Here is a 20,815-nt window from a genome sequence, read left to right as displayed (position 1 = left end):
TGGTGCGGACCGGCCGAATTGGGCAGGACCCTCACGAGCGGCCGCGGAACGCCTTGTCGCCGGCGAGGAAGCCGATCGCGATGACGACCAGGCCGACCGGACCGGTCATGCCGGCCATGTACTGCAGCGGCGAGATGCCGAGCAGGAGGGTGAGGCCACCGCCGAGAAGCCCGACGAGCCCGAGCCACTTCGGGACGGAGCCATGGCGAGCCGCGCCGAAGAGGGCGACGCCGGACAGGCCGAGCAGGCCCCAGCACCACGGCACGGTGCCGATCCAGTGGTTGAACATCGCGGCGTCCTCGGGGACGACCATGTCCGTGCCGGCGGCGAAGATGAACTCGGTGTCGAGGCCGGAGCCGACGACCAGCATGATCGCGGTGATGAGGACGCCGGAGAACGCCACCAGCGGGAGCACGCTGTCGGCCGGGGTGGTCGCCCGCAGCCGGCGGAACAGGCCGGCGGCGAAGACCACCATGAGGACGGCGCCGATCATCGCGCTCAGGTGGAACGCGAGCATCTGCGGCACCTGGTCGCCCAGGCGCTCGGAGATGGCGACGGCGTCGCCCTGGATCTTCTCGTCGTAGACGGCATCCACCATCGACGACGAGACCATCATCGCGAGGCCGGCGAGGCCGGCCCCGAGACCGGCCAGCGCCCAACGGGTCGGCGGGTAGACGACCGGCGCCTCGTGCGGCGCGGTCTGGTCGAGGGCGGTCGGGGGGAGGTGGGTCTGTGCTGTCATGGCCGGACCATCCCGGGCCCGGTGTCCCGCGGGACAGGGACAAGTGGGCACACCTGGCGGGTCAGGCGAGGAGGCCGGCCACCGCCCGCTGGGCCGAGCCGATGGTGGCGGGGATGCCGACGCCGTCGTACGCCGCCCCGCAGACCGCGAGCCCCGGCACCCGCGCGACGGCGGCACGGAGGCGGGCGATGCGGTCGGCGTGGCCGACCCAGTACTGCGGCAGCCCGCCGCCCCAGCGCTGGACGACCGCGTCGACGGGGGGCGCGGTGAGCCCGGTCGCGGTGGCGAGGTCGGCCAGCGAGGCCCGGACCAGCGCCTCGTCGGGGACCTGCAGGCTCGCCTCCTCGCCGAACCGGCCGAGCGAGGTGCGCAGCACCAGCAGACCCTCCCCCGCGGTCCGCACCCAGTCCCACTTGGCGAAGGAGAAGGTCGAGGCCTTCACCCGGCGACCGTCGACCGGCGGGACGAGGAAGCCGGACGCTCCGGTGTCCAGCGCCTCGGCGACACCGGGGTCGGCACGACGGAACGCGAAGGTCACGAGGGCGACCGACGCGTAGGCGATCGCCTCCAGCTCGGCCGCCGCGTCCGGCGCGGGATCGGCCAGCAGCCGCGCCGACGGGGCGGCGGGGGTCGCCAGGACGACGAGCTCCGCGGCCTCGGCACCGGCCGGGGTGGTCACCACGAACCCCGAGGGGGTACGACGGAGCGCGGTCACCGGGGCGTCGTACCGGACCTCGGCGGAGTCCCGGTCGCGCAGGTCCGCCTCGAGTGCCAGGGGCAGCCGCCACATGCCGCCCGCGACGGCGGCGAAGACCGGCGGGGCGCCGGTCACCGGTGCCGGGAGGGTGACCTCCGGGCGGGCGAGCAGGTCGAGCAGCTGGGGAGCCGCGGAGCGCGCGGAGATGCGCCGGGCCTGGCCGGCGTACACCCCGCCGAGGAGGGGCTCGACGAGCCGGTCCACCACCTCGTCGCCGTACCGGGCGCCGACGAGGTCGCCGACGGAGACGTCGCCGTCGAGGTGCGCGACCGCCTGGTGGCGAGCCCGTTCGAGGCCCTCGGCGGAGAGGATCCCGGAGTCCGCGAGGTCGTCGAGGTCGACGGGCGCGCCCATCACCGTGCGCGGCAGGCGGCGCAGCGCATCACGGGTCCAGACCCGCGAGCTCGCGGGGGTGGGGTGGGTGAGCGGCAGGCCGAGGTCGGTCGCCAGAGCCGTGCCCTCGGGGCGTCGGTGGAGCATCGCCTCGGCGCCGACGTCGACCGTGATCCCGGCGACCTCACCGGACCGGAGCTTGCCACCGGGGCGATCGGTCGCCTCGAGGAGGAGGACGTCACGGCCGGCGTCGGCCAGCGCGCGGGCGGCGGTCAGGCCGGCGATCCCCGCTCCCACCACGATCGCCCGGCCCATGGTCCCAGCGTAGTGAGCGCGCCGGTCGGGTCAGGCCTGGGTGGCGACCCGGTCCTCGAGCAGCGCGGCCGACACGTCCCCGGTCACACCACGCGAGACCGCGGCCCGCCCGACCACGAAGACGTAGGCCAGGAACACCACCTCCGCGAGGATGCCGATCGCGATCCGCGCCCAGGTGGGCAACGGCGACGGGGTCACGAACGCCTCGATGATGCCGCTGACGAACAGACACACCGCGAGGCCGAGGGCGACCGTGACCGCCGTCCGCCCGGCCCGCGCGAGCGACCCGGCGCGGGAGAGCTGGCCGGGCTCGATCCACGACCAGAACAGCCGCAGACCCACGCCGCCGGCGACGAAGACGCAGGTGAGCTCGAGCAGGCCGTGCGGGATGATCAGGCCCCAGAACAGGTCGCCGCGGTCGTGGCGCATCATGATCGAGCCGACGATCGCGAGGTTGGCGACGTTCTGGAACAGCAGGTAGAGCACCGGCAGGCCGAGGATCCCGAGCGCGATGCACAGCGCGCTCACCCACGCGTTGTTGATCCACACGTGCGTGGCGAAGGCACCCGCCGCGTTCTCGCTGTAGTAGCTCTCGAAGTCGTTGCTGACCAGCTGGTCGACCTCCTGCGGGGAGAGCAGGCTCTGCTCCACCTGCGGGTGCTGACCGAGCCAGATCATCATCACCGCGACCACCACGACATTGCCGGCCACGCACCCGAGCCACCACCAGCGCAGCTCGTAGAGCGCGGCCGGGAACCGCTCGGTGAAGAAGCCCGCCAGTCCGCGCCAGCCCGGGACCCGCGCCGCCAGCATCGCGATCCGGGCCCGGCCGAGCAGCGACGAGAGGTGGGCGACGAGCTCGCCGTCCGGCGCCGAGGTCCGTACGACGGACAGGTGCGTCGCGACCTGCTGGTAGCGGTCGACCAGCTCGTCGGCCTCGGCTCCCGTACGCCGCCGCTGGCGCACCAGCTGGTCCAGCCGGACCCAGGCATGGGAGTGGGCCGCCACGTAGGCGTCGAGGTCGATGCGCGGCACGGGCACAGGGTACGACGTAGGCTGCGGCCGATGCCCCCGTCCGACTTCGCCACCGTCACCGCCGACGACCTCGTCACCGGCGAGGGTGTCGCGCTCGACCTCCCGGCCGCCTCGCTGGGCCTGCGGATGGCGAGCGGCCTGATCGACGTGCTGGTCACGCTGTTCACCTTCGTGGCGCTGTTCATCCTGCTCACCGTGGCGGCCTCGCCGTTCGCCGATGCCGCGCTCTTCGGCGCCGCGACGGTGCTGACCATGGTGCTGACCTTCCTGGTCCTGCCGACGGCGCTGGAGACGCTGACCCGCGGCCGGTCGCTGGGCAAGCTCGCCCTGGGCCTGCGTGCCGTCCGCGACGACGGCGGGCCGATCAGCTTCCAGCACGCGTTGGTCCGGGCGCTGATCGGGTTCGTGGAGATCTACGCGTTCTCCGGCGCGCCCGCCTTCTTCTCGATCATGTTGAGCACCCGCGGCAAGCGGCTGGGCGACTACGCCGCCGGGACCTATGTGGTCCGTGAGCGGGTGCCGTTGCGGCTCCCCCAGCCGCCGCCCATGCCGCCCGAGCTCGCCTCGTGGGCGCGGCGTACCGACCTCGGCACGCTGCCGACCGGCACAGCGCTGGCCGTCCGCCAGTTCCTCGGCCGGCTCGCCACCCTCGATCCCGCGTCCCGGGACCGGGTGGGCCGCGCGCTGCTCGCCGACGTGCTCCCCCACGTCGCGCCGCCCCCGCCGGCCGGCGCCCCACCGGAGCTGGTGCTCATGGCCGTGGTCGCCGAGCGCCGCGAGCGCGACCTGGCCCGGCTCCGCCGCGACGACGCGCTCCGCGGCCGGCTGCTGGCCTGAGCCTGCGCCGAGGGGTGACACCTACGCCCGCTGGGTAGGTTGGGCCGCATGACGCAGGTCAACGAGTCGCAGGCGCTCCCCGCCGCGCCCACCCGGCGCACCCCCGCCGGCCCGGGGGCGCCCTTGTCGGCGGCGGAGCTGACGCACGCCACCGAGGCGATCGGCAGGGTGTCCGACGCGTTCTCGAGCCGGGTCGTCGGCCAGCACCGGATCCGCACGGCGCTGCTGGTCACCCTGCTCTCCGAGGGCCACATCCTCCTCGAGAGCGTCCCCGGCCTGGCGAAGACCCTGGCCGCGTCGACCCTCGCCCAGGCGGTCAGCGCCCGGTTCGCCCGCATCCAGTGCACGCCCGACCTGCTGCCCAGCGACATCATCGGCACCCAGGTCTACGACCCGCGCCGGCACGAGTTCGAGACCCAGCTGGGGCCGGTGCACGCCAACTTCGTGCTCCTCGACGAGATCAACCGGGCCAGCGCCAAGACCCAGTCGGCGCTGCTGGAGTCGATGCAGGAGCGGCAGACGTCGATCGCCGGCACGATCCACCCGCTGCCCGACCCGTTCATGGTGCTGGCCACCCAGAACCCGATCGAGGAGGAGGGCACCTACGTCCTCCCCCACGCGCAGATGGACCGCTTCCTGCTCAAGGAGATCGTCGACTACCCCACCGAGGACGACGAGCTGACCGTCCTCGACCGGATCGACGACGGCATCCTCGGCCAGCACATGACCGACGTCATCGCGGTCGTCACCCCCCAGGAGGTCGCCGACCTGCAGGACCTCGTCCGCCGCGTGTACGTCGACCCGGCGATCCGCCGCTACATCACGGCACTGGTACGGGCCACGCGCGACGTGACCGGGCTGCTCGGTCCCGAGCTCGGCAATTACGTCGAGATCGGCGCCAGCCCGCGCGGTTCGATAGCGTTCTTCCAGGCCGCCCGCGCGATGGCGGTGGTCCAGGGCCGCCACTACGTCATCCCCGAGGACGTCCGCGAGCTGCGGCACAGCGTGCTGCGCCACCGGCTCCACCTCAGCTTCGAGGCGCTCGCCGACCGGGTCCGTCCCGAGACGGTGATCGACGCCGTCTTCCGGGCGGTCCCGACCCCGTGAGCCGCGCATGACCGCGCACCTGACCCGGATCAAGTCACGGCTCTCCATCCACGCCCACCGCAAGGTGCGCGGGCTGCTCGAGGGCGAGTACGCCGCCATCCACGCCGGGCGGGGCATCGACTTCAACGACCTGCGCGAGTACGTCCGCGGCGACGACGTGAAGGACATCGACTGGAAGGCCTCGGCCCGCAGCCGCCAGCTGCTCGTCAAGCGGTACGTCGCCGAGCGCAAGCACACCGTGCTGCTCTGTGTGTCGACCGGCCGCAGCATGGCCGCGCTCGCGGGTCTCGGCGCCGACAGCGCCGCTCCGACCTCGAAGCGCGAGCTGGCGGTCTTCGTCGCCGGTGTCACGGGCTACCTCGCCGTCCAGCACGGCGACGTGGTCGGCCTCGTCCACGGCGACGCGGACCGTCAGCACGTGTCCCGGCCGGGCAGCGGCGAGCTCCACCTCGAGCGACTGCTCGGCACCGTGCACGAGGCGATCACGCCCGAGGGACCGCCGGGTGACCTCACCGCCCTGCTGCGTCACGTCGTGCGGACCGTCCGGCGCCGGACGATCCTGCTCGTGGTCACCGACGAGCCGGCCGTCACGGAGGAGCAGGCGATGCTGCTGCGCCGGCTCACCGCCCAGCACGAGGTGCTCATCCTGACGCTCGGCGACCTCGACCCCACCACGCCCGTGATGGCCGGGCGACGTCTGCTCGACGTCGACGCCGGCGTGGAGGTGCCGCCCTGGCTGCGCCGCGACGCGCGGCTGCACCGGGAGCTCGCCACGCTCGTCGCCGACGAGGCGCAGCACATGCGCCGCCGGCTCGACCAGCTCGGCATCGTCCAGGAGCAGGTCCGCGATCTCGACGGCGCCGTCATCGCGATCTTCCGCCTGCTGGAGAGGCACCGTCATGCCCGCCGTCGCTGACCTCGTGCTCGCGGAGCTGCCCGAGGAGTTCTCCGGCCCCGTCGGGTACGCCGACCGGTGGCTGTGGATCGCGGCCGCGCTCGCCGGCGCGCTGATCCTCTACTACCTCCTCGCGTGGTGGTTCACCCGCCCGCCGCGGCCACCCGCGCTCGAGCGCACCGACCTGCCCGACGTACGCCGGCAGCACCTCACCCGGATCGACCGCATCGACGAGCGGGTGCGCACGGGCGACCTGGCGGCGCGCGACGGCCACCAGCAGCTGAGCGAGGTGGTCCGCGACTACGTCGCCACGGTGACGACGCTGCCCGCGCGGACGATGGCACTGGCCGACTTCCGCGACCGGGCACCGGCGGTCCTGGTCGAGGTGCTCGAGCTCGTCTACCCGCCGGAGTTCGCGCCCGACGAGGGCGTCGCGCGCGACCGGTTCGACGCGGCCGTGGCGCAGGCGCGGGGCCTGGTCGGCTCGTGGAGCGTCCCCGGGAGCCCGGGCTGATGTGGGACAGCGACAGCACCGCGTTCCGGTGGCCGTGGTTGGCGCTGGGCCTCGCCGCCCTCGTGCTGGTGCTCCTCGTGCTCTGGCTGCGGCCGTGGCGGCGGCCGTCACGCGCCGGCGCGGCGTACGTCGCCCATGCGGCGCGGCTGCGGGCGCTGCCGCGCTACCGCACGCTCGTGCGGCGCCAGGTGGTCCTCGGCACCTGCCTCACGGTCGCGGCGCTGGTGGCGTGCTCGGGTGCGGTGGTGCTGGCGGGCCGGCTGCAGCAGCGGCAGACCATGACCCAGGAGGACCGCACCCGCGACATCGTGCTGTGCCTGGACGCGTCCGGGTCGATGGCGGAGGTGGACGCACACGTCCTGCGGGAGTTCCGCACGATCATCTCCGGCCTGCGCGGCGAGCGGGTGGGACTGACCATCTGGAGCGGCGCGGCGATCTCGGTGTTCCCGCTGACCGACGACTACGAGTACGTCATCGAGCAGCTGAGTGCGGCCGAGAAGGCGTTCGCGTCCGGTGACGTCTACAGCGACGACTACGCCATCTTCACCGCCGGCACCGTGCTCGACTGGGACGTCCAGTCCCAGATGGGCGACGGGCTGGCGTCCTGCGTGCAGCGCTTCGACCACCGCGACGAGGAGCGCAGCCGCGCGATCGTGCTCGCCTCCGACAACGAGCCGATCGGGACGGGCATCTTCAGCGTGCCGGAGGCCGCCGACTACGCCCGCGAGGAGAAGGTGGTCGTGCACGGCATCGCCGCACCCAAGACGGCGGAGCGACCTGCCGCCGTGCAGGAGTTCGAGGCCGCGGTCGGTGCCACCGGGGGCACCTTCTCGCTGCTCGGCGAGGACGGCAGCACCCGCGCCGTGATCGACGCGATCGCCGACCTGGACGCGAAGCCGATCAAGCGGCCGCCGCTGGTGCAGGTCCTCGACCGGCCGCGGCTCGGGACCTGGCTGCTCGGGGTCGGGCTGGTCGGGATGGCGCTGCTGTGGGCGGCGCAGGGCGTGCTCGTCGTGCGCGACCGCCGCCAGGAGAGCCTGTGATGAGGCCCGCCACCGCGACCGCCCTCGTCCTGGCCCGCCGGGTCGGGATCGTGCTGCTGTTCGTGGTCATCCTGCTCCGGCCCGGCTTCGGCCGCGCCGAGGCCCCCACCCAGCTCGCGGACGTCGACGTGGTCGTCGTCATCGACCGGACCCGGTCGATGGCGGCGCTGGACCACCCCGGCAGCTCAGGGCACGAGCCCCGGATCACCGGCGCGCGGGCCGACCTGACCGCACTCGCCGAGGCCCTGCCCGGCGCCCGGTTCGGGATGCTCGCCTTCGGCACCGACGCGCGGGTCGTCCTGCCCCTCACCTCCGACAGCGCCGCCTTCGACGCCGCCGTCGAGACGCTCTACCTCGAGGGTCCCAAGGACGGCGTCGGCTCCCGCGCCGACCGCCCGGTGCCGGAGCTGGAGCAGATGCTGGAGCGGGCGGCGGAGCAGGCGCCGGAGCGGCGCCGGATCCTGGTCTACGTCGGCGACGGCGAGGACACCACGAGCGAGGGCGACGACGAGACGTACGCCGACCTCGACGGCCTGACTGCCGGCGGCGTCGTGCTCGGCTACGGCACGGCCGAGGGCGCCCCGATGCCGCAGGACGACGAGCTGGACGGCTCGCTCGGCTACGTCCAGGACCCCGAGACCGGTGACACCGCCGTGTCCCGGGCCGACCTCGACAACCTGGCGGGCATCGCCGACGAGCTCGGCGTCCCGTTCGAGCACCGCACCGGGCCCGGTGGCCTCGAGAAGGTCGCGGAGTCGTTCCGGGCGACGTACTCGGACGGCGCGGGCGGACACCAGCGCCCGGCCAAGCACGACCTGACCTGGCTGGCCGCCGTCCTGCTGCTGGGACTGCTGCTCCTCGAGCTGCACGCCGGCTGGCGGGCCGTGTGGTCCTCCCGGCACGCGCTGACACCCACCCGCGCCGCCGGGCCGCCCGGCCGGTCCCGCCACGAGCATCCGTCGGAGGCGCTGCGATGAACGTCCGTCCCGACCGGCCCGCCCACCCCCGCCGCCGGCTGCGGCGGGTGCTCCTCCTGGCCGGCCTGCTGCCCGCGCTGCTGCTGGCGGCGTACGCCCTCAAGGTGACCCTGATGCTCCAGGCGAACGCGTCCGGTCGCGATGCCTTCGACCGCGGCGACTACGACGCCGCGGCCGCGGACTTCGCCGGCACCCGGAGACTGAACTGGTTCGAGTCCTGGGTCGCCGCCTTCGACGCCGGCACCGCCGACCACGCCCAGGAGCGGTACGACGACGCCATCGCGTCGTATGAGGCGGCCCTCGACGACGTCCCGCGCCGCGAGGAGTGCACCGTCCGGATCAACCTCGCCCTCGCCCACGAAGCCGTCGGCGACGCGGCCCTGGCGTCCGGGGCGGCCGACGACGCCCGGGCGTCCTTCCAGGCCGGCATCGACGCCCTGGCCGCCGGGACGTGCCCGACCGACTCCGGTCGCGGCGCGGACCAGAGCGCCGACGCCGCCGCGGTGGACAAGCGGCTGCGCGAGAAGCTGGCCCAGAACCAGCCTCCGCCCGAGCAGCCGGAGGAGCAGCCCGAGCAGCAGCCCTCGCCGGAGGACCCGGGTGAGTCCGACCCGCGCCGCGACCGGCTCGACGAGCAGAACGACCGTGGCCTGGAGCAGCGCCACGAGGACCAGGATCTGTATCAGGACGACGACTACACCCGGCCCGACGCCTGGTGACGGGCCTCAGCGGCGGCGCCTGCGGCGCAGCAGCGCGATCGCGAGGAGGACGCCGAGCACGGCGCCGATCTGCTTGCCGTAGCTCTTGACCAGCACGGGCAGCACGGCCGAGCCGAGATCGAGCGCGTCGTCCGCCGGGGCGGGTGACGGGGCGAGTGACGGCGGTGCCGAGGCCGGTCCGGCGTCCGGATCCCCGGACGGCGCTCCCACCGCAGCAGCCCCGGTCGGCTGCGACGCCGGCCCGGCGTCCTGGTCGGACGGTTCCGGCTCGCCGGCGAGCCGCTGCTCGAGGCAGGACACGAACTGCCCGAGCAGCTTGTCGGAGACGTCCTGCATCACCCCACGGCCGAACTGGGCGGGCTTGCCGGTGATCGCGAGATCGGTGACCACGTCCACCTGCGTGGCAGCACCAGGGGTGTCGCCGGAGCCCGCGGCCGCCATGGTCACGGTGACCTTGGCGCCCGCCGTTCCGTTGCCCCGCTTGTCACGACCCTTCGCGTCGACGACGAAGCGGTGCGCGGCCTCGTCGCGCTCGACGAACTTGCCGGAGCCGGCGTAGACGAGCGCGATCGGGCCGAGCTTGACCTTGCAGGTCCCCTCGAAGGTCGGCGCGCCGTCGTCGTCCTCGCCGACGGCCGTGACCTGGGCGCCCGGGAAGCACTCGGCGAGGCCGCCGATGTCCTGGAAGTGCGCCCAGGTCGCGTCGAGCGACGTGGGGACGGTGAAGGAGTGGCTGAGGTCCAAGGTCAGCCCCTCCCCGCGGCCGCGAGCACGGCCCTCCGGGTCAGCACCGTGGCGAGGTGCCGGCGGTAGTCGGCGTCGCCGTTGAGGTCGCTCGGCGGCGTGGTGCCGTCGGCGGCCAGCGCCGCGGCGGCGGCCACTCCCTCCTCCGTCGCCGGCTGCCCGGCCAGCATCTGCTCCGTGGCCCTGGCCCGCACCGGCGTCGAGCCCATGTTGGTCAGGCCGATGCGCGCCTCGGCGATCGTGTCCCCCTCGAGCCGTACGGTCGCCGCCACCGCCACGATCGGCCACTGGTGGGCGATGCGGACGAACTTCTCGTACGCCGCCCCCCAGCCGTCGTACTTCGGGACCCGCACCTCGGTGAGGATCTCGTCGTCGGAGATGGCGGTCTCGAAGAGGTCGACGAAGAAGTCGGCGGCCGGGATCTCGCGGGTGCCGCCGGGCCCCTGGACGACGAAGGTCGCGTCGAGGGCCAGCGCCGGCGCACCCAGGTCACCGGCGGGATCGGCATGGGCGAGCGCACCACCGAAGGTGCCGCGGTGGCGCACCTGCGCGTCGGCGAGGTGGGTGATCGCCTTGCTGATCAGCAGCGCGTGCTCGTGGACCATCGGGTCCTGGCCGACGTCGTGGTGCGTGGTCATCGCGCCGATCGCGAGATGGTCTCCCCCGTCGCGCACGCCGCGCAGCGACGCGATCCGACCGAGGTCGATCACCCACTCCGGAGCGTTCAGGCGCATCCGGAGCACCGGGAGGAGGCTCTGGCCACCAGCGATGATCTTGGCGTCGTCGCCGTGCTCGGCGAGCGCCGCCAGCGCCTCCTCGACCGAGGCCGGGGCGACGTACTCGAAGGCTGCGGGGATCACTGGGCTGCTCCTTCCGACTCGTCGAAGTGGGGGGCGGCGGCCTCGGTGGTCTCGCCACCGGACCCGCCGCTGTTGATCGCCCGCCAGACCCGTTCCGGGGTGCACGGCATGGCGACGTCGTGGACGCCGTACGGACGCAGCGCGTCGACGACCGCGTTCACCACCGCCGGGGTCGAGGCGATGGTGCCGGCCTCGCCGACCCCCTTGGTGCCGAGCGAGTTGGTCGTCGCCGGCGAGGTGGTGTGGTCGAGGTCGAAGCTGATCGTGTCGGCCGCCGTGGGCAGCAGGTAGTCGACGAACGACCCGGTGACGAGCGTGCCGTTGTCGTCGTAGACCGCCTCCTCCCACAGTGCCTGCGCGATCCCCTGCACCAGGCCGCCATGGACCTGACCGGCGACGATGAGCGGGTTGATCACGTTGCCGATGTCGTCGCAGCAGGCGTAGCTGCGCAGCCTCACCTGACCGGTCTCGGTGTCGACCTCCACCGCGCACAGGTGCGTCCCGTGCGGGTAGTTGAAGTTCACCGGGTCGAACGTCGCCTCGGAGTCGATCGACGGCTCCAGCCCGTCCGGCAGGTTGTGGGCGGCGAAGACGGCGGTCGCGATCTCGGTGATCGCCATGCCCTGGTCGGTCCCCTTGACGGCGAACCGGCCCGCGCTGAACTCGAGGTCGTCGACCGAGGCCTCGAGCAGGTGGGCCGCGATCGGCCGGGCCTTCTCGATCACCTTGTCGGCCGCCCGCACCAGGGCCTCGCCGCCGACGACGAGGCTGCGGGACCCGTAGGTGTCCAGGCCCTTGTGGGAGATCTGCGTGTCGCCGTGCAGGACCTCGATGTCCTCGAAGGGGACGCCGAGGCGGTCGGCCACGATCTGGCTGAACGCCGTCTCATGCCCCTGTCCGTGGGCCGAGGCGCCGGTGACGACCTCGACCTTGCCCGTCGCGAGCATCCGCACCTCGGCGTGCTCCCAGCCGCCCGCGCCGTAGTTGAGCGAGCCGAGCACCCGGGAGGGCGCGAGGCCGCACATCTCGGTGAAGGTCGAGACACCGATGCCGAGCTGGACCTTGTCGCCGCGGGACCGGCGCTCGGCCTGCTCGGCGCGCAGGGCGTCGTACCCGAACATCTCCTTGGCGCGCGCGGTGGCGGCCTCGTAGTTGCCGGAGTCGTACTCGAGACCGGCCACCGTGGTGAACGGGAACTCCTCGTGCTTGATCCAGTTCATCTCCCGGACCTCGAGCGGGTCCTTGCCGAGCTCGGCCGCGAGCTCGTCCATCAGCCGCTCGATGGCGAAGGTCGCCTCCGGCCGGCCGGCGCCGCGATAGGCGTCGGTCCAGGTCTTGTTGGTCAGGACGTTCGTGGTCTGGAACTGGTAGGCGGGGAACTTGTAGATCGCGTTGAACATGAAGGCGCCGAGGACCGGGACGCCGCCGCCGACGATCGCGACATAGGCGCCGAGGTCGGCCAGCAGGTCGACCTTGAGGCCGGTGACGTGGCCGTCCTTGGTGGCGGCGAGCGTGAGCCGCTGCCACTGGTCGCGACCGTGATGGGCGGCGAGGAGGGACTCGCTGCGGGTCTCGGTGTACTTCACCGGCTTGCCGAGCCGGCGCGCCACCGCGAAGGTGATCATCTCCTCCGGCGTCTGCTGCAGCTTGCCACCGAAGCCGCCGCCCACGTCGGGGGCGATCACCCGGATCTTCGACTCCGGTACGCCGGTCGTGGCAGCCATCGCGAAGCGCAGGATGTGCGGCACCTGGGTCGCCGACCACACGGTGATCTGCTCGCCGGTCGGGTCGACCACGGTGCTGCGCGGCTCCATGAACGCGGGGATCAGCCGCTGCTGGCGGTACTCCCGCTCGATCACGATGCCGTTCTCGCGAGCCTCGGCGATCGCGGCCTCGACGTCGCCGCCCGTGCCGGCCTCGGCCGAGTCGAAGCGCCACACGGCGCTGACGTTGGTGCCGAGGTCGGGGTGCGCGAGCGCCCCGCCGTTGGCGTGGGCCTCGGCCGACTCCTTGAGCTCGAGCGCGGCCGGCAGCTCCTCGTAGTCCACCTCGACCAGCTCGGCGGCGTCACGGGCCTCGGCGGCGCTGCGGGCGACCACGACGGCCACCGTCTCGCCCGCGAAGGCGACCCGGTCGCTCGGCATCGGCACGTGGGCGGGCGTGACCTGGTCGGGGACGACCGGCCAGGCGTTGATGCAGGCGCCCTGGGCCTCGCCGAGGTCGGCGCCGGTGAGCACGGCGACCACGTTGGGGCTCTGCTTCGCCGCCTCGGTCTCGATGCCGGTGATCCGCGCGTGCGGGAAGGGGCTGCGCACCATCGCCAGGTGCAGCATGCCGGGCAGCGTGATGTTGTCCGTCCAGCGGGTGCGGCCGGTGATGAGGCGCTGGTCCTCCTTGCGCCTGCGGTCGCGGCCGATCTCCGCCCGCGCGGTGGGCTCCTGGGTGGCGGTCATGCCGACGCTCCCTCGGCCGCGCCCGTCGTACCGGCCGCGTGCTGCACCGCGCGGACGATGTTGTGGTAGCCCGTGCAGCGGCACAGGTTGCCCTCGAGGCCGAGCCGGATCGCCTCCTCGGAGGGGCTGGGGTTCTCGGCCAGCAGGTCGACGGTCTGCATGATCATGCCGGGCGTGCAGTAGCCGCACTGCAGGCCGTGGCACTCGCGGAAGGCCTCCTGCACGGGGTGGAGCTGACCGTCCTCACCGGCCAGCCCCTCGATGGTGGTGACCTCACCCCCGTCGGCCTGGACGGCCAGCACGTTGCAGGACTTCACGCTCCTGCCGTCGAGGTGGACGGTGCACGCGCCGCAGTTGCTGGTGTCGCAACCGACGACGGTGCCGGTCTTGCCGAGCTTCTCCCGGAGGTACTGCACGAGCAGCATCCGGGGTTCGACGTCGTCGGCGACCCGCTGGCCGTCGACGGTGAGGTTGATCCGGGTCATGACTCTCCCTTGAGCGTGAGGGACCTGTGACCCGGCTCACGCTAGGGAGGAGTGGTTGGTGCGGGGTTGGCGCGCTCGGATGGGTGTCGCCGGTGGCGCCTAGCCTGCGGACATGAACCGCACCGACCGCCTCTACGCCCTCGTGGAGGAGCTCCGCGCGGCCGGGCCCCGGGGCCGGACGGCGCCCCAGCTCGCCGCCCACTTCGAGGTCAGCGTGCGCACGATCGAGCGTGACCTGAGCGCGCTCGGCCAGGCCGGCGTCCCGTTGGCCACGCGGCAGGGCCGCACCGGCGGCTACAGCCTCGACGCGTCGATGACGCTGCCGCCACTCAACTTCACTCCCCGCGAGGCGACGGCGGTCGCGGTGGCGCTGAGCAGCAGCGCCCACGTCCTCTTCGCACGCGACGCGCGCACCGCGCTGCAGAAGATCGTCGCCGCCATGCCGCCCGCCGCGCTCGAGGAGGCGCGCACCGCCGCGGCCAAGGTGCGCCTCGTCGTCCCGGTCGGGGCCGCGCCCGACGCCGACGTCGCCGAGACCATCTGGCAGGCGGTCCGCCGCAACCAGGTGCTCCGGATCGGGTACGTCGACATCGACCATGTCATCTCCGAGCGCGAGGTCGAGCCGCAGCACGTGGTGGTGGGACCGCGCGGCTCCTATCTCACCGCGTGGTGCCGGCTGCGCGAGGACGACCGGGTCTTCCGGATGGACCGGATCACCAGCGCCGAGCGCACCCCCGCGCTCCCCCGCGGCCCGCGCCGGCCGATCGAGCCCGAGATCCCCGGACAGCTCATCGCCCGCCCGGAGGCGGCGCTGCACCCGGAGAAGAATGTCGCGATGGCCGCGGAAACACCGACATAGGGCTGTCGCGAGGCGCTGGGACGGTGGTGACGACCCATCAGCAGCTCGAAGGAGTGACCGTCATGACCGAGTCCACCGCATCCGCACCCACCCCCGGCGCCGTCGCCTGGTTCGAAGTGGCGACGGGCGACCCCGACGCCGCGGAGAGGTTCTACGGCGGCCTGTTCTCCTGGAGCTTCACCGCCGACGACGCCTCCGTCGCGGGCGGGCTCGACTACCGCCTCGTCACGACGCCGGGCGCCGCCGCCCCGACGGGCGGGCTGTTCGGCACCGGCGGCCAGGCGCCGGGGCACGCCGTGTTCTCCGTGCTCGTCGCCGACGTCGCGGCAACGTGCGACGCGGCCGAGGAACTGGGCGGCACGGTCGTGAGCCGGCACCTCGACGTGGGGCCGGGTGTGCCCGCGTTCGCCTACCTGCGCGACCCGGCGGGCAACCAGATCAGCATCTTCTCCCCGCCCGCCTGAGCGACCGGCGCCGAAAACGCCGCAACGTCATACGTTCCGTGGGCTCGAGCCCACGGAACGTATGACGTTGTCACCGGAAACGACCGGCGCGGATCAGCCCAGGTCGACGATGGCGGCTGGTTTCGCCTGACTTGGCGATAGAGATCGGCGTGGCGCCCAGAGAGCATCTGACGGTCCTTCGACCCACTGGGTCAGCGGCACGGACAGGTCAAACTGTCACCAGTGTGCGTCGACGGGCTCATCCTTCGACGTCCGCGCCCTTGCCCTCGAGCTCAACGTCAGCGCTGACTCGCTCCTCTTCGACGGCGAACGCGGACCCCCAGAACCCGGCGCTGTGGCTCAAACGCGAAGCCGTCGACCACTTCTCGCCCGCGATCTCCCCCCACCCCGAGGATTGGGCGGATGAAGTAGGTTCCGCGACTGCCACGTTCCTCGCCTGACAGGAACTGATCAGGTCGTCAAGTTGCGCCTTGGCCGCTCAGGCGGCCGAGGCGGGCCGTCGTACGTCCTCTCACGGTTCGCCCGCGATGAGTCGTTGGGCGGCGCCGGTCACGAGCGAATGATCTCGTAGCCTGTCGCCTGCCTTCGAACTCAAGGCGCCAAGTGAATCAGTGGCCTCGAAGACCCAACGGAGCGTTGTCGTGAGTTCTGCCTCGAGTTCGTCGGCGCGCTGCAAGTCGTCAACCGAACGCTCAAGGTCGAGCAGTTCAGCAATGCGTTCAGGATCCGCGACGAGTTCGCCCAGCCGAGTCCGAATGTGGCACGCATGCTCCTTCGGAAAATGACTGTCGCCGAGACTACGTAGCCACACGGCGACGTTGACGAAGTAGGTCAAACCGAAATTTGACTTCTGAAGCTCCACCACCAAGACGGTGTCATCGCTGTGGAGATACCAGGCGCCGCCCTTCTTGGTCAAGCCGAGGCTCTTCATCGCGTTGGCGAACGTGGTCTGAATGGTGTTCACGGTCATGGCCTCGTGTAAGTCTGGATCGAGCCGGTCCAAGGCGTACTTCCCGGATAGGCGTCGTTGAGTTCTTTCAGGTAGTCATCGAGCTGCCGCTGCCCAAGTCGAATCGCGCGAGGATTGTAGGGCTTCAGTTCGACGATCTGGCGCGTCTGGAGGTTGATGCCGTCAACTCGTCGGCCGCTTGGCAGCCGGAACTCGCGCTGGAAGCCAGAGCCGTAGTTCCAGGCTGCGTGCATCTCACGGCCGCGACCGTGAGTCGTGGCCGTTGTCTCGCCATTGATAGCCGTCCGGATGCCCGGTCGGTCGAAGGCAAGGGCCATGTCCTTCGCGAACGCCCCGAGTCATTCTCCGCATCGGGGTTTGCTCCGGCGGCAAGCAGTAGTCGAATCAGGGCAGGGTCTCCGCCCCCAAACCCGAACGCCGCACGCCACAAGGGCGTGTTGCCAGAGGCATCAGGCGGATCGACAGGAGCGCCTGCCTCGAGCAGGACGCTGGCGACTTCGACATTGTCCTGCTGACAAGCTAGGTGGAGCGCCGTGGCGCCGGACTTGTCCACAGCGCCCAGGTCCACCCCTGCCGCAACCAGCGCGGAGACTTCCGAGACATCGCCCTCCACGGCGACTTGGTGAAGCCGCGTCCGACGCTGCGGATCGTTAGCGTCGGTCATCGTGGCATCTCATACTTGTGACTCATGTTTGATCTTAGGTCCAGAACAGACAGCGGTGCCGCGGTGAGGATGGTGACGAGTCGCCGGATCATGATCCTCCGGTCACGACATCGAGGAAACGACGGAGGAGCTCTACAAGCTCATCGGGGTTTTGCAACTCGACGTGTTCGAACTCCGAGGCCGCGAATGAGCCGTGATTGAACTCGGCATCACCGGACTCCCAGAGAAGCAACTCGGCGTCCGCGTCATCTGACAGCGCAACCAGGAGGTGCGCGGAAGGGTTGTCAGTCCCAGCGGGTCCGTATGAGAACGAGACTTGGCCGTTCTGTTCTAGGACGTCCCGGTTCGCTTCGACCCAGGAGGCAAGGCGGGTGAGGTGGGTCATCGTCGACACACCACCACGATGCAGGTGGCCGGCGGCATCTGAATCGGCGGTGGGCCAAAGCGAGTGGTGCCTACGTGGGGTCCTGGGATGACGGACCACTCGGGCTTGCCCGCTGGGAAGAGCGAGTTCGTGGGCACATTGAACTCCGCAAACACGCCCTTCCCGGCTGGGAATGCGGAGGGGTCCGCTGGATTGGTGACGAACGTTCGCCCGCCGCCGCCTTCCTGAACGAGGCCGGTCTTCTGCATCTTGAGGAGCTCGTCGTCGCCCATCCACCTGCCGACACGGGTGAGGTCGTCACCGCCGTTTGCGGCTTTGACGAGGTCAGGGAGTTTGCCAAGCTTCACCGCCTTCGTAGGAAGCGGCAACGCCGCCACGATCTCCAATGGACACCCTAGCGCCGATGCGCCTCCCCCGACACACTGACCAGGGTCCGGCACGAGCAGCGTCTTCAACATCCGAGCGGTAGTCGAGATCACCTCTTCGACCGTGACTTTGTCTCCCTCCCGGTTGCACAGGAACCGCCCGTTCGGCCCGGGCCTGGGGAACAAGCAACTCAGCGAGGGCAGCGTGAACTCGTGGTCGAGCACCTTGTCGAACCAACTCGGGTCGTCCGCCTCGTCTGATATCCGAGAGTCAAGTTGCGACAAGAGCGCATTGAAGTAGGCCCGCCGCTGCAAGTCGGCGTAGCCCTCCGCGCTCATAAGATCCTCAGGCAGCGGCGGCTGCCCGGTCAGATCCCGGGTGTAGGCGGCCGTCGCATTCCGCGGCTCCGGGACCTCCGGCGCCGGGGAGGCGGCCTTGATGTTGGTGTAGTGCCCCTTGGCGTCGACGTCGAAGGAGCAGTCCTCCCCGTTGCAGGCTGGTCGGTGTCCGTCGTCGTCGATCATGTTGACCGGGTTGCCGTTCACATACGCATAGGTGTTCGCGGTCAAGGGGTCGGTTCCGACCGACAGGTCGGTCGACGGGGACGCCACCCGATAGCTGTCCGGGGTGGTGAACGCACCCGTGTCCGGGTCGTAGGTCCGCACCCCCAGCTGATAGGTCCCGGTCGACCCGTCCCGCACCTGCCCGCGATACCAGACCGCGTTGCCCGTGCTGGTGGTCTGGCTGCCGTTCTTGCACACCCCATTCGCGTTCGTCCCGGTGGTCGGTTGGTAGGGGTTGCCGTACGGCGTGTACACCACACCACACCCCAACACCCCGCTACCGGTACCGGGCTTGGTCGTGACCGCGGTGACATTCCCGTGCCCATCGGTATCCAAGAACCCCCGGCCCGCCGAGGCACCACCCCCACCACCAGTCTGGTCGAACCCGACCTGGTCCCCGGCCGCGTCGAGCTGGTACAACACCTCCGGCTTGCCGATGGCACCACTGACCGCGTCGGCCTGCCCGACCACCGTGGCTGTCAGTCCGTCGTAGACGTTCTTCGTGACACCGGACTCGTCCACATCACCCCCGCCATTGGGCGGGTCGACCACCGTGATCGACCGTTGCCGGTCCAGCCCGTCATAGGTGTACGACATCGTCTTCACATCACCCGGACACACACCCATGTTGTCGACCGTGACCTTCTTGACCCGGTCGAACACGTCGTACTCGTTCGACACGCACTGATCAGTGGCCAACTGCCCGTCGTCGTTGTAGGTGTAGTCACGACGATCACCCGTGCCAGCCACCGGCCCGTCGACGAACTCGATCGAGTTGTCCATCCGATACGCCCACGACGTCACCCCAGCCGCACCACCGCCAGATGGCGTGGATGTCTCCGCGGTCCGGTTGCTGTTGCGGTCGTAGTCCCACACCACCTTCGAGACGTCGCCGAATCCTGGCGTCCACTCCTTCAACTGCCGACCAGGCGTGTACTTGTACGTCGACACGTAGGTCCCGACCAGGCCCGTCACGTCCTGCTTCGTGATGCTGCGGTTGTTGTCATAGCGGTAGCGGTAGTCACCCACCGTCGTGCCGCCGCCGGTCCCCTCGCTCGACATGGCCCTCGCCAGCGCATTGTTCGGATGCCACGCCCACTGGTTGACATGCGACCCACCACCACTCGGCGTGGACGCCTCCAGCAGCCGCGACGCGGCGTCATAGGTGTACGACGTGGCAGCGTCCAACACCTCCGAGGACATCGCACGCACCAGACCCGCCTGGTTGTAGCCATAGCTCGTGGTCTTCTTCACCCCACCGCTCGGGCCGGACGCACCGGTCTTGTCCGAACGGACCGTCACCTGCCCGGCACCGTCATAGGCGTAGGTGTTCTCATTGCCCCCACCCGCGCCGGCACCCGACTCGCTCACCGTCCGGACCCGACCATCGAGGTAGTAGCCCACCCCCACCGTCACGTCGCTGATCGGATCGGTGACCTGGGTGACCCCACCATGCTGCGCATACACCGACGTGATGGCCCGCGAGGTGCCGTCCTCACGACCGATCTGGTGATGCACCCGCCCGTTCGGCCCGTACTCCACCTTCAACGCACCACCCGGATGCCACTCCGGATTCCCCGGCACGCAGTCGGCCACCGTCCCCGAGGAACACCGAGCGGTCTGCGTCACCGACTTCAACCCCGCACGCGTGTATGTGTACCGCACCGACCGATACGACCCGTTCGTGATCGGCGTGTGCGTCGCCACGATCAGGTTGTCATCAGTGAACCGGTTCACCACCGGCTTCCCACCGTTGTGCTCCGCCTTCGGGTTCAGCACCTCGATCGGGTTGCCCACCTTGTCGTAGGTGTACCTCGTGATCGCGGTCTGCCCGGTGTCCGGTCCCGGCGCGGTGATCGACGCCAACCGGCCATCAGTGGTCCACACCTGCGCGGTGTGGTCACCTTCGGGGTTGGTGACGTCGACCTGGTTCCCGCCCGCGTCGTACCGGTACGCGACGACCTCGGACACGGTATGACCGGCGTCCCACGGATCGGTGTACCCCTGCCCCGTGCTCTGCCTGACCAGCCCATCGCCCGTGTACGCCGTCCGCGGACCGAACCCGAGCGCGTTGACCGTCCTGGTCGGGCGGCCGACACCGTCATAGGTACTCGTCACCGCGTCCACGCGGCCCGTGCTGCCCGTCGTCGTCGGATCAGGCCCGGTCACCTTCGCGACCAGCCTGTCGCCGGTGTAGGTGTACTCGAGGTACCGGTTGTCAGCGCCGGTGGAGTTCGGCAGGTACTGGCGCGCCAACTGACCGACGGCGTCGAACGTCGCCCGCGTCGAGCACACACCCACACTCGCGCCGTACGCCGCCAACCCGTCGATGCGATCCGTGACCGGGCCGGTCGGGCACTGCGCGGTCTGCTGGTTCGTCCCCAGCCCACCGTCGTCACCACCGCCCAGCGAGGTGACCGTGGCGTCGTAGCGGGGCGCATAGGTCCGCGTCGCGTTGCCGTCGAGGTCGTAGTCGATCCGCTTGGCCGTGTTCAGGTTCGGCGCGGTCACCGAGGCCGCGTCCGTGAACGCCTGCGGTGGCAGCACCGCGGCGATCTGACCGTCGGCGTTGTAGAACGCGCGGGTCCGGGTGTTGGCCAGGCCGGACGGGTCGGGTGCTGCGACCGGGCCGTGTTCGAGGGCCGGGTCCGCCTGCCGGGTCTGGGCTCCCTCGAGGGTGTCGAGTGGCCGGTTCGCGGCGTCGTAGGAGATCGCGGTCACCGATCCG

The 20,815-nt window shown here is 71.2% G+C and carries 20 protein-coding genes and 1 pseudogene; 9 read left to right on the top strand and 12 right to left on the bottom strand.

Translation table 11 applies throughout. The features are described 5' to 3' along the window. Nucleotides 1-31: 31 nt before the first annotated feature. The 3 genes from KVF89_RS18185 to KVF89_RS18175 all read right to left on the bottom strand — a co-directional run bounded on the left by KVF89_RS18185 (nt 32) and on the right by KVF89_RS18175 (nt 3,182). Nucleotides 32-742, bottom strand: coding sequence for a hypothetical protein (locus KVF89_RS18185; RefSeq protein WP_257427501.1), 711 nt, complete (start codon nt 740-742; stop codon nt 32-34). Nucleotides 743-803: 61 nt separating this feature from the next. Beyond that, nucleotides 804-2,147, bottom strand: a complete 1,344-nt coding sequence (locus KVF89_RS18180; RefSeq protein WP_257427500.1) for a protoporphyrinogen/coproporphyrinogen oxidase — start codon at nt 2,145-2,147, stop codon at nt 804-806. Nucleotides 2,148-2,177: 30 nt separating this feature from the next. Beyond that, on the bottom strand, nt 2,178-3,182 hold the full coding sequence (locus KVF89_RS18175) for a stage II sporulation protein M (RefSeq protein WP_257427499.1): 1,005 nt from the start codon (nt 3,180-3,182) through the stop codon (nt 2,178-2,180). Nucleotides 3,183-3,212: 30 nt separating this feature from the next. On the opposite strand from KVF89_RS18175, the gene KVF89_RS18170 reads away from it, so the two are divergent. From KVF89_RS18170 to KVF89_RS18140, 7 genes are read left to right on the top strand one after another with little or no spacing between them, the layout of a single operon-like run. Beyond that, nucleotides 3,213-4,019, top strand: coding sequence for an RDD family protein (locus tag KVF89_RS18170; protein ID WP_257427498.1), 807 nt, complete (start codon nt 3,213-3,215; stop codon nt 4,017-4,019). Between the two features lie 48 nt (nt 4,020-4,067). Further along, nucleotides 4,068-5,126 carry an AAA family ATPase gene (locus tag KVF89_RS18165; protein ID WP_257427497.1) on the top strand — a complete coding sequence of 353 codons (1,059 nt, stop codon included), beginning with the start codon at nt 4,068-4,070 and terminating at the stop codon, nt 5,124-5,126. A gap of 7 nt (nt 5,127-5,133) precedes the next feature. Then, nucleotides 5,134-6,042 (top strand): DUF58 domain-containing protein, encoded by a 909-nt coding sequence (locus KVF89_RS18160; protein WP_257427496.1) that lies wholly within the window; start codon nt 5,134-5,136, stop codon nt 6,040-6,042. After that, nucleotides 6,026-6,535 (top strand): hypothetical protein, encoded by a 510-nt coding sequence (locus tag KVF89_RS18155; protein ID WP_257427495.1) that lies wholly within the window; start codon nt 6,026-6,028, stop codon nt 6,533-6,535. Before KVF89_RS18160 ends, KVF89_RS18155 begins: the two co-directional genes overlap by 17 nt. Continuing rightward, nucleotides 6,508-7,578, top strand: coding sequence for a vWA domain-containing protein (locus KVF89_RS18150; RefSeq protein ID WP_257427494.1), 1,071 nt, complete (start codon nt 6,508-6,510; stop codon nt 7,576-7,578). Before KVF89_RS18155 ends, KVF89_RS18150 begins: the two co-directional genes overlap by 28 nt. Next, on the top strand, nt 7,578-8,555 hold the full coding sequence (locus tag KVF89_RS18145) for a vWA domain-containing protein (RefSeq protein WP_257427493.1): 978 nt from the start codon (nt 7,578-7,580) through the stop codon (nt 8,553-8,555). Before KVF89_RS18150 ends, KVF89_RS18145 begins: the two co-directional genes overlap by 1 nt. Then, nucleotides 8,552-9,274: a hypothetical protein gene (locus KVF89_RS18140; RefSeq protein ID WP_257427492.1), complete on the top strand. Its 723-nt coding sequence runs from the start codon at nt 8,552-8,554 to the stop codon at nt 9,272-9,274. Before KVF89_RS18145 ends, KVF89_RS18140 begins: the two co-directional genes overlap by 4 nt. A 6-nt stretch (nt 9,275-9,280) precedes the next feature. Here the strand turns inward: KVF89_RS18140 and KVF89_RS18135 are convergent, their stop codons facing one another. From KVF89_RS18135 to KVF89_RS18120, 4 genes are read right to left on the bottom strand one after another with little or no spacing between them, the layout of a single operon-like run. Continuing rightward, on the bottom strand, nt 9,281-10,018 hold the full coding sequence (locus KVF89_RS18135; protein ID WP_257427491.1) for an SRPBCC family protein: 738 nt from the start codon (nt 10,016-10,018) through the stop codon (nt 9,281-9,283). 2 nt (nt 10,019-10,020) lie between these two features. After that, nucleotides 10,021-10,878: an FAD binding domain-containing protein gene (locus KVF89_RS18130; RefSeq protein ID WP_257427490.1), complete on the bottom strand. Its 858-nt coding sequence runs from the start codon at nt 10,876-10,878 to the stop codon at nt 10,021-10,023. Further along, nucleotides 10,875-13,331 (bottom strand): xanthine dehydrogenase family protein molybdopterin-binding subunit, encoded by a 2,457-nt coding sequence (locus KVF89_RS18125; protein ID WP_257427489.1) that lies wholly within the window; start codon nt 13,329-13,331, stop codon nt 10,875-10,877. Before KVF89_RS18125 ends, KVF89_RS18130 begins: the two co-directional genes overlap by 4 nt. Continuing rightward, the gene (locus KVF89_RS18120; protein ID WP_257427488.1) at nt 13,328-13,816 is read right to left on the bottom strand and encodes a (2Fe-2S)-binding protein; all 489 of its coding nucleotides are present in this window, start codon (nt 13,814-13,816) and stop codon (nt 13,328-13,330) included. Before KVF89_RS18120 ends, KVF89_RS18125 begins: the two co-directional genes overlap by 4 nt. 112 nt (nt 13,817-13,928) lie before the next feature. Between KVF89_RS18120 and KVF89_RS18115 the strand changes: the two genes are divergently transcribed. Together KVF89_RS18115 and KVF89_RS18110 are read left to right on the top strand one after the other, a co-directional pair. Then, on the top strand, nt 13,929-14,675 hold the full coding sequence (locus tag KVF89_RS18115) for a helix-turn-helix transcriptional regulator (protein WP_257427487.1): 747 nt from the start codon (nt 13,929-13,931) through the stop codon (nt 14,673-14,675). Nucleotides 14,676-14,737: 62 nt separating this feature from the next. Beyond that, entirely contained in the window at nt 14,738-15,139 is a 402-nt protein-coding gene (locus KVF89_RS18110; RefSeq protein WP_257427486.1) for a VOC family protein, read from the top strand. Nucleotides 15,140-15,650: 511 nt separating this feature from the next. On the opposite strand, the gene KVF89_RS18105 is transcribed toward KVF89_RS18110, so the two are convergent. The 5 genes and pseudogenes from KVF89_RS18105 to KVF89_RS30455 form a co-directional block, all read right to left on the bottom strand. After that, the gene (locus KVF89_RS18105; RefSeq protein WP_257427485.1) at nt 15,651-16,109 is read right to left on the bottom strand and encodes a DUF4304 domain-containing protein; all 459 of its coding nucleotides are present in this window, start codon (nt 16,107-16,109) and stop codon (nt 15,651-15,653) included. Continuing rightward, the gene (locus tag KVF89_RS18100; protein WP_257427484.1) at nt 16,106-16,426 is read right to left on the bottom strand and encodes a hypothetical protein; all 321 of its coding nucleotides are present in this window, start codon (nt 16,424-16,426) and stop codon (nt 16,106-16,108) included. The genes KVF89_RS18105 and KVF89_RS18100 overlap by 4 nt, the downstream gene beginning before the upstream one ends. Nucleotides 16,427-16,461: 35 nt before the next feature. Further along, nucleotides 16,462-16,773, bottom strand: a pseudogene (locus KVF89_RS30595) (ankyrin repeat domain-containing protein); the annotation flags it as partial. An 88-nt stretch (nt 16,774-16,861) separates the two neighbouring features. Then, on the bottom strand, nt 16,862-17,158 hold the full coding sequence (locus tag KVF89_RS18095) for an immunity protein TriTu family protein (RefSeq protein WP_257427483.1): 297 nt from the start codon (nt 17,156-17,158) through the stop codon (nt 16,862-16,864). After that, entirely contained in the window at nt 17,155-20,808 is a 3,654-nt protein-coding gene (locus KVF89_RS30455; protein WP_257427482.1) for an RHS repeat-associated core domain-containing protein, read from the bottom strand. The genes KVF89_RS18095 and KVF89_RS30455 overlap by 4 nt, the downstream gene beginning before the upstream one ends. Between the last annotated feature and the right edge of the window lie 7 nt (nt 20,809-20,815).

Origin of the sequence: Nocardioides carbamazepini, assembly GCF_024614185.1 — a bacterium.
In the GTDB taxonomy this organism is placed as follows: Bacteria; Actinomycetota; Actinomycetes; order Propionibacteriales; family Nocardioidaceae; genus Nocardioides; species Nocardioides carbamazepini.
The sequence above is the reverse complement of the archived record's forward strand: the minus strand, read 5'-3'. Positions and strand labels throughout refer to the sequence as shown.

What these genes read in the sequence shown, in the direction of transcription:
- KVF89_RS18185 (WP_257427501.1), bottom strand. Translation starts at nt 742, where the DNA reads ATGACAGCACAGACCCACCTCCCCCCGACCGCCCTCGACCAGACCGCG.
- KVF89_RS18180 (WP_257427500.1), bottom strand. Translation starts at nt 2,147, where the DNA reads ATGGGCCGGGCGATCGTGGTGGGAGCGGGGATCGCCGGCCTGACCGCC.
- KVF89_RS18170 (WP_257427498.1), top strand. Translation starts at nt 3,213, where the DNA reads ATGCCCCCGTCCGACTTCGCCACCGTCACCGCCGACGACCTCGTCACC.
- KVF89_RS18165 (WP_257427497.1), top strand. Translation starts at nt 4,068, where the DNA reads ATGACGCAGGTCAACGAGTCGCAGGCGCTCCCCGCCGCGCCCACCCGG.
- KVF89_RS18160 (WP_257427496.1), top strand. Translation starts at nt 5,134, where the DNA reads ATGACCGCGCACCTGACCCGGATCAAGTCACGGCTCTCCATCCACGCC.
- KVF89_RS18155 (WP_257427495.1), top strand. Translation starts at nt 6,026, where the DNA reads ATGCCCGCCGTCGCTGACCTCGTGCTCGCGGAGCTGCCCGAGGAGTTC.
- KVF89_RS18145 (WP_257427493.1), top strand. Translation starts at nt 7,578, where the DNA reads ATGAGGCCCGCCACCGCGACCGCCCTCGTCCTGGCCCGCCGGGTCGGG.
- KVF89_RS18140 (WP_257427492.1), top strand. Translation starts at nt 8,552, where the DNA reads ATGAACGTCCGTCCCGACCGGCCCGCCCACCCCCGCCGCCGGCTGCGG.
- KVF89_RS18125 (WP_257427489.1), bottom strand. Translation starts at nt 13,331, where the DNA reads ATGACCGCCACCCAGGAGCCCACCGCGCGGGCGGAGATCGGCCGCGAC.
- KVF89_RS18120 (WP_257427488.1), bottom strand. Translation starts at nt 13,816, where the DNA reads ATGACCCGGATCAACCTCACCGTCGACGGCCAGCGGGTCGCCGACGAC.
- KVF89_RS18115 (WP_257427487.1), top strand. Translation starts at nt 13,929, where the DNA reads ATGAACCGCACCGACCGCCTCTACGCCCTCGTGGAGGAGCTCCGCGCG.
- KVF89_RS18110 (WP_257427486.1), top strand. Translation starts at nt 14,738, where the DNA reads ATGACCGAGTCCACCGCATCCGCACCCACCCCCGGCGCCGTCGCCTGG.
- KVF89_RS18105 (WP_257427485.1), bottom strand. Translation starts at nt 16,109, where the DNA reads ATGACCGTGAACACCATTCAGACCACGTTCGCCAACGCGATGAAGAGC.
- KVF89_RS18100 (WP_257427484.1), bottom strand. Translation starts at nt 16,426, where the DNA reads ATGGCCCTTGCCTTCGACCGACCGGGCATCCGGACGGCTATCAATGGC.
- KVF89_RS18095 (WP_257427483.1), bottom strand. Translation starts at nt 17,158, where the DNA reads ATGACCCACCTCACCCGCCTTGCCTCCTGGGTCGAAGCGAACCGGGAC.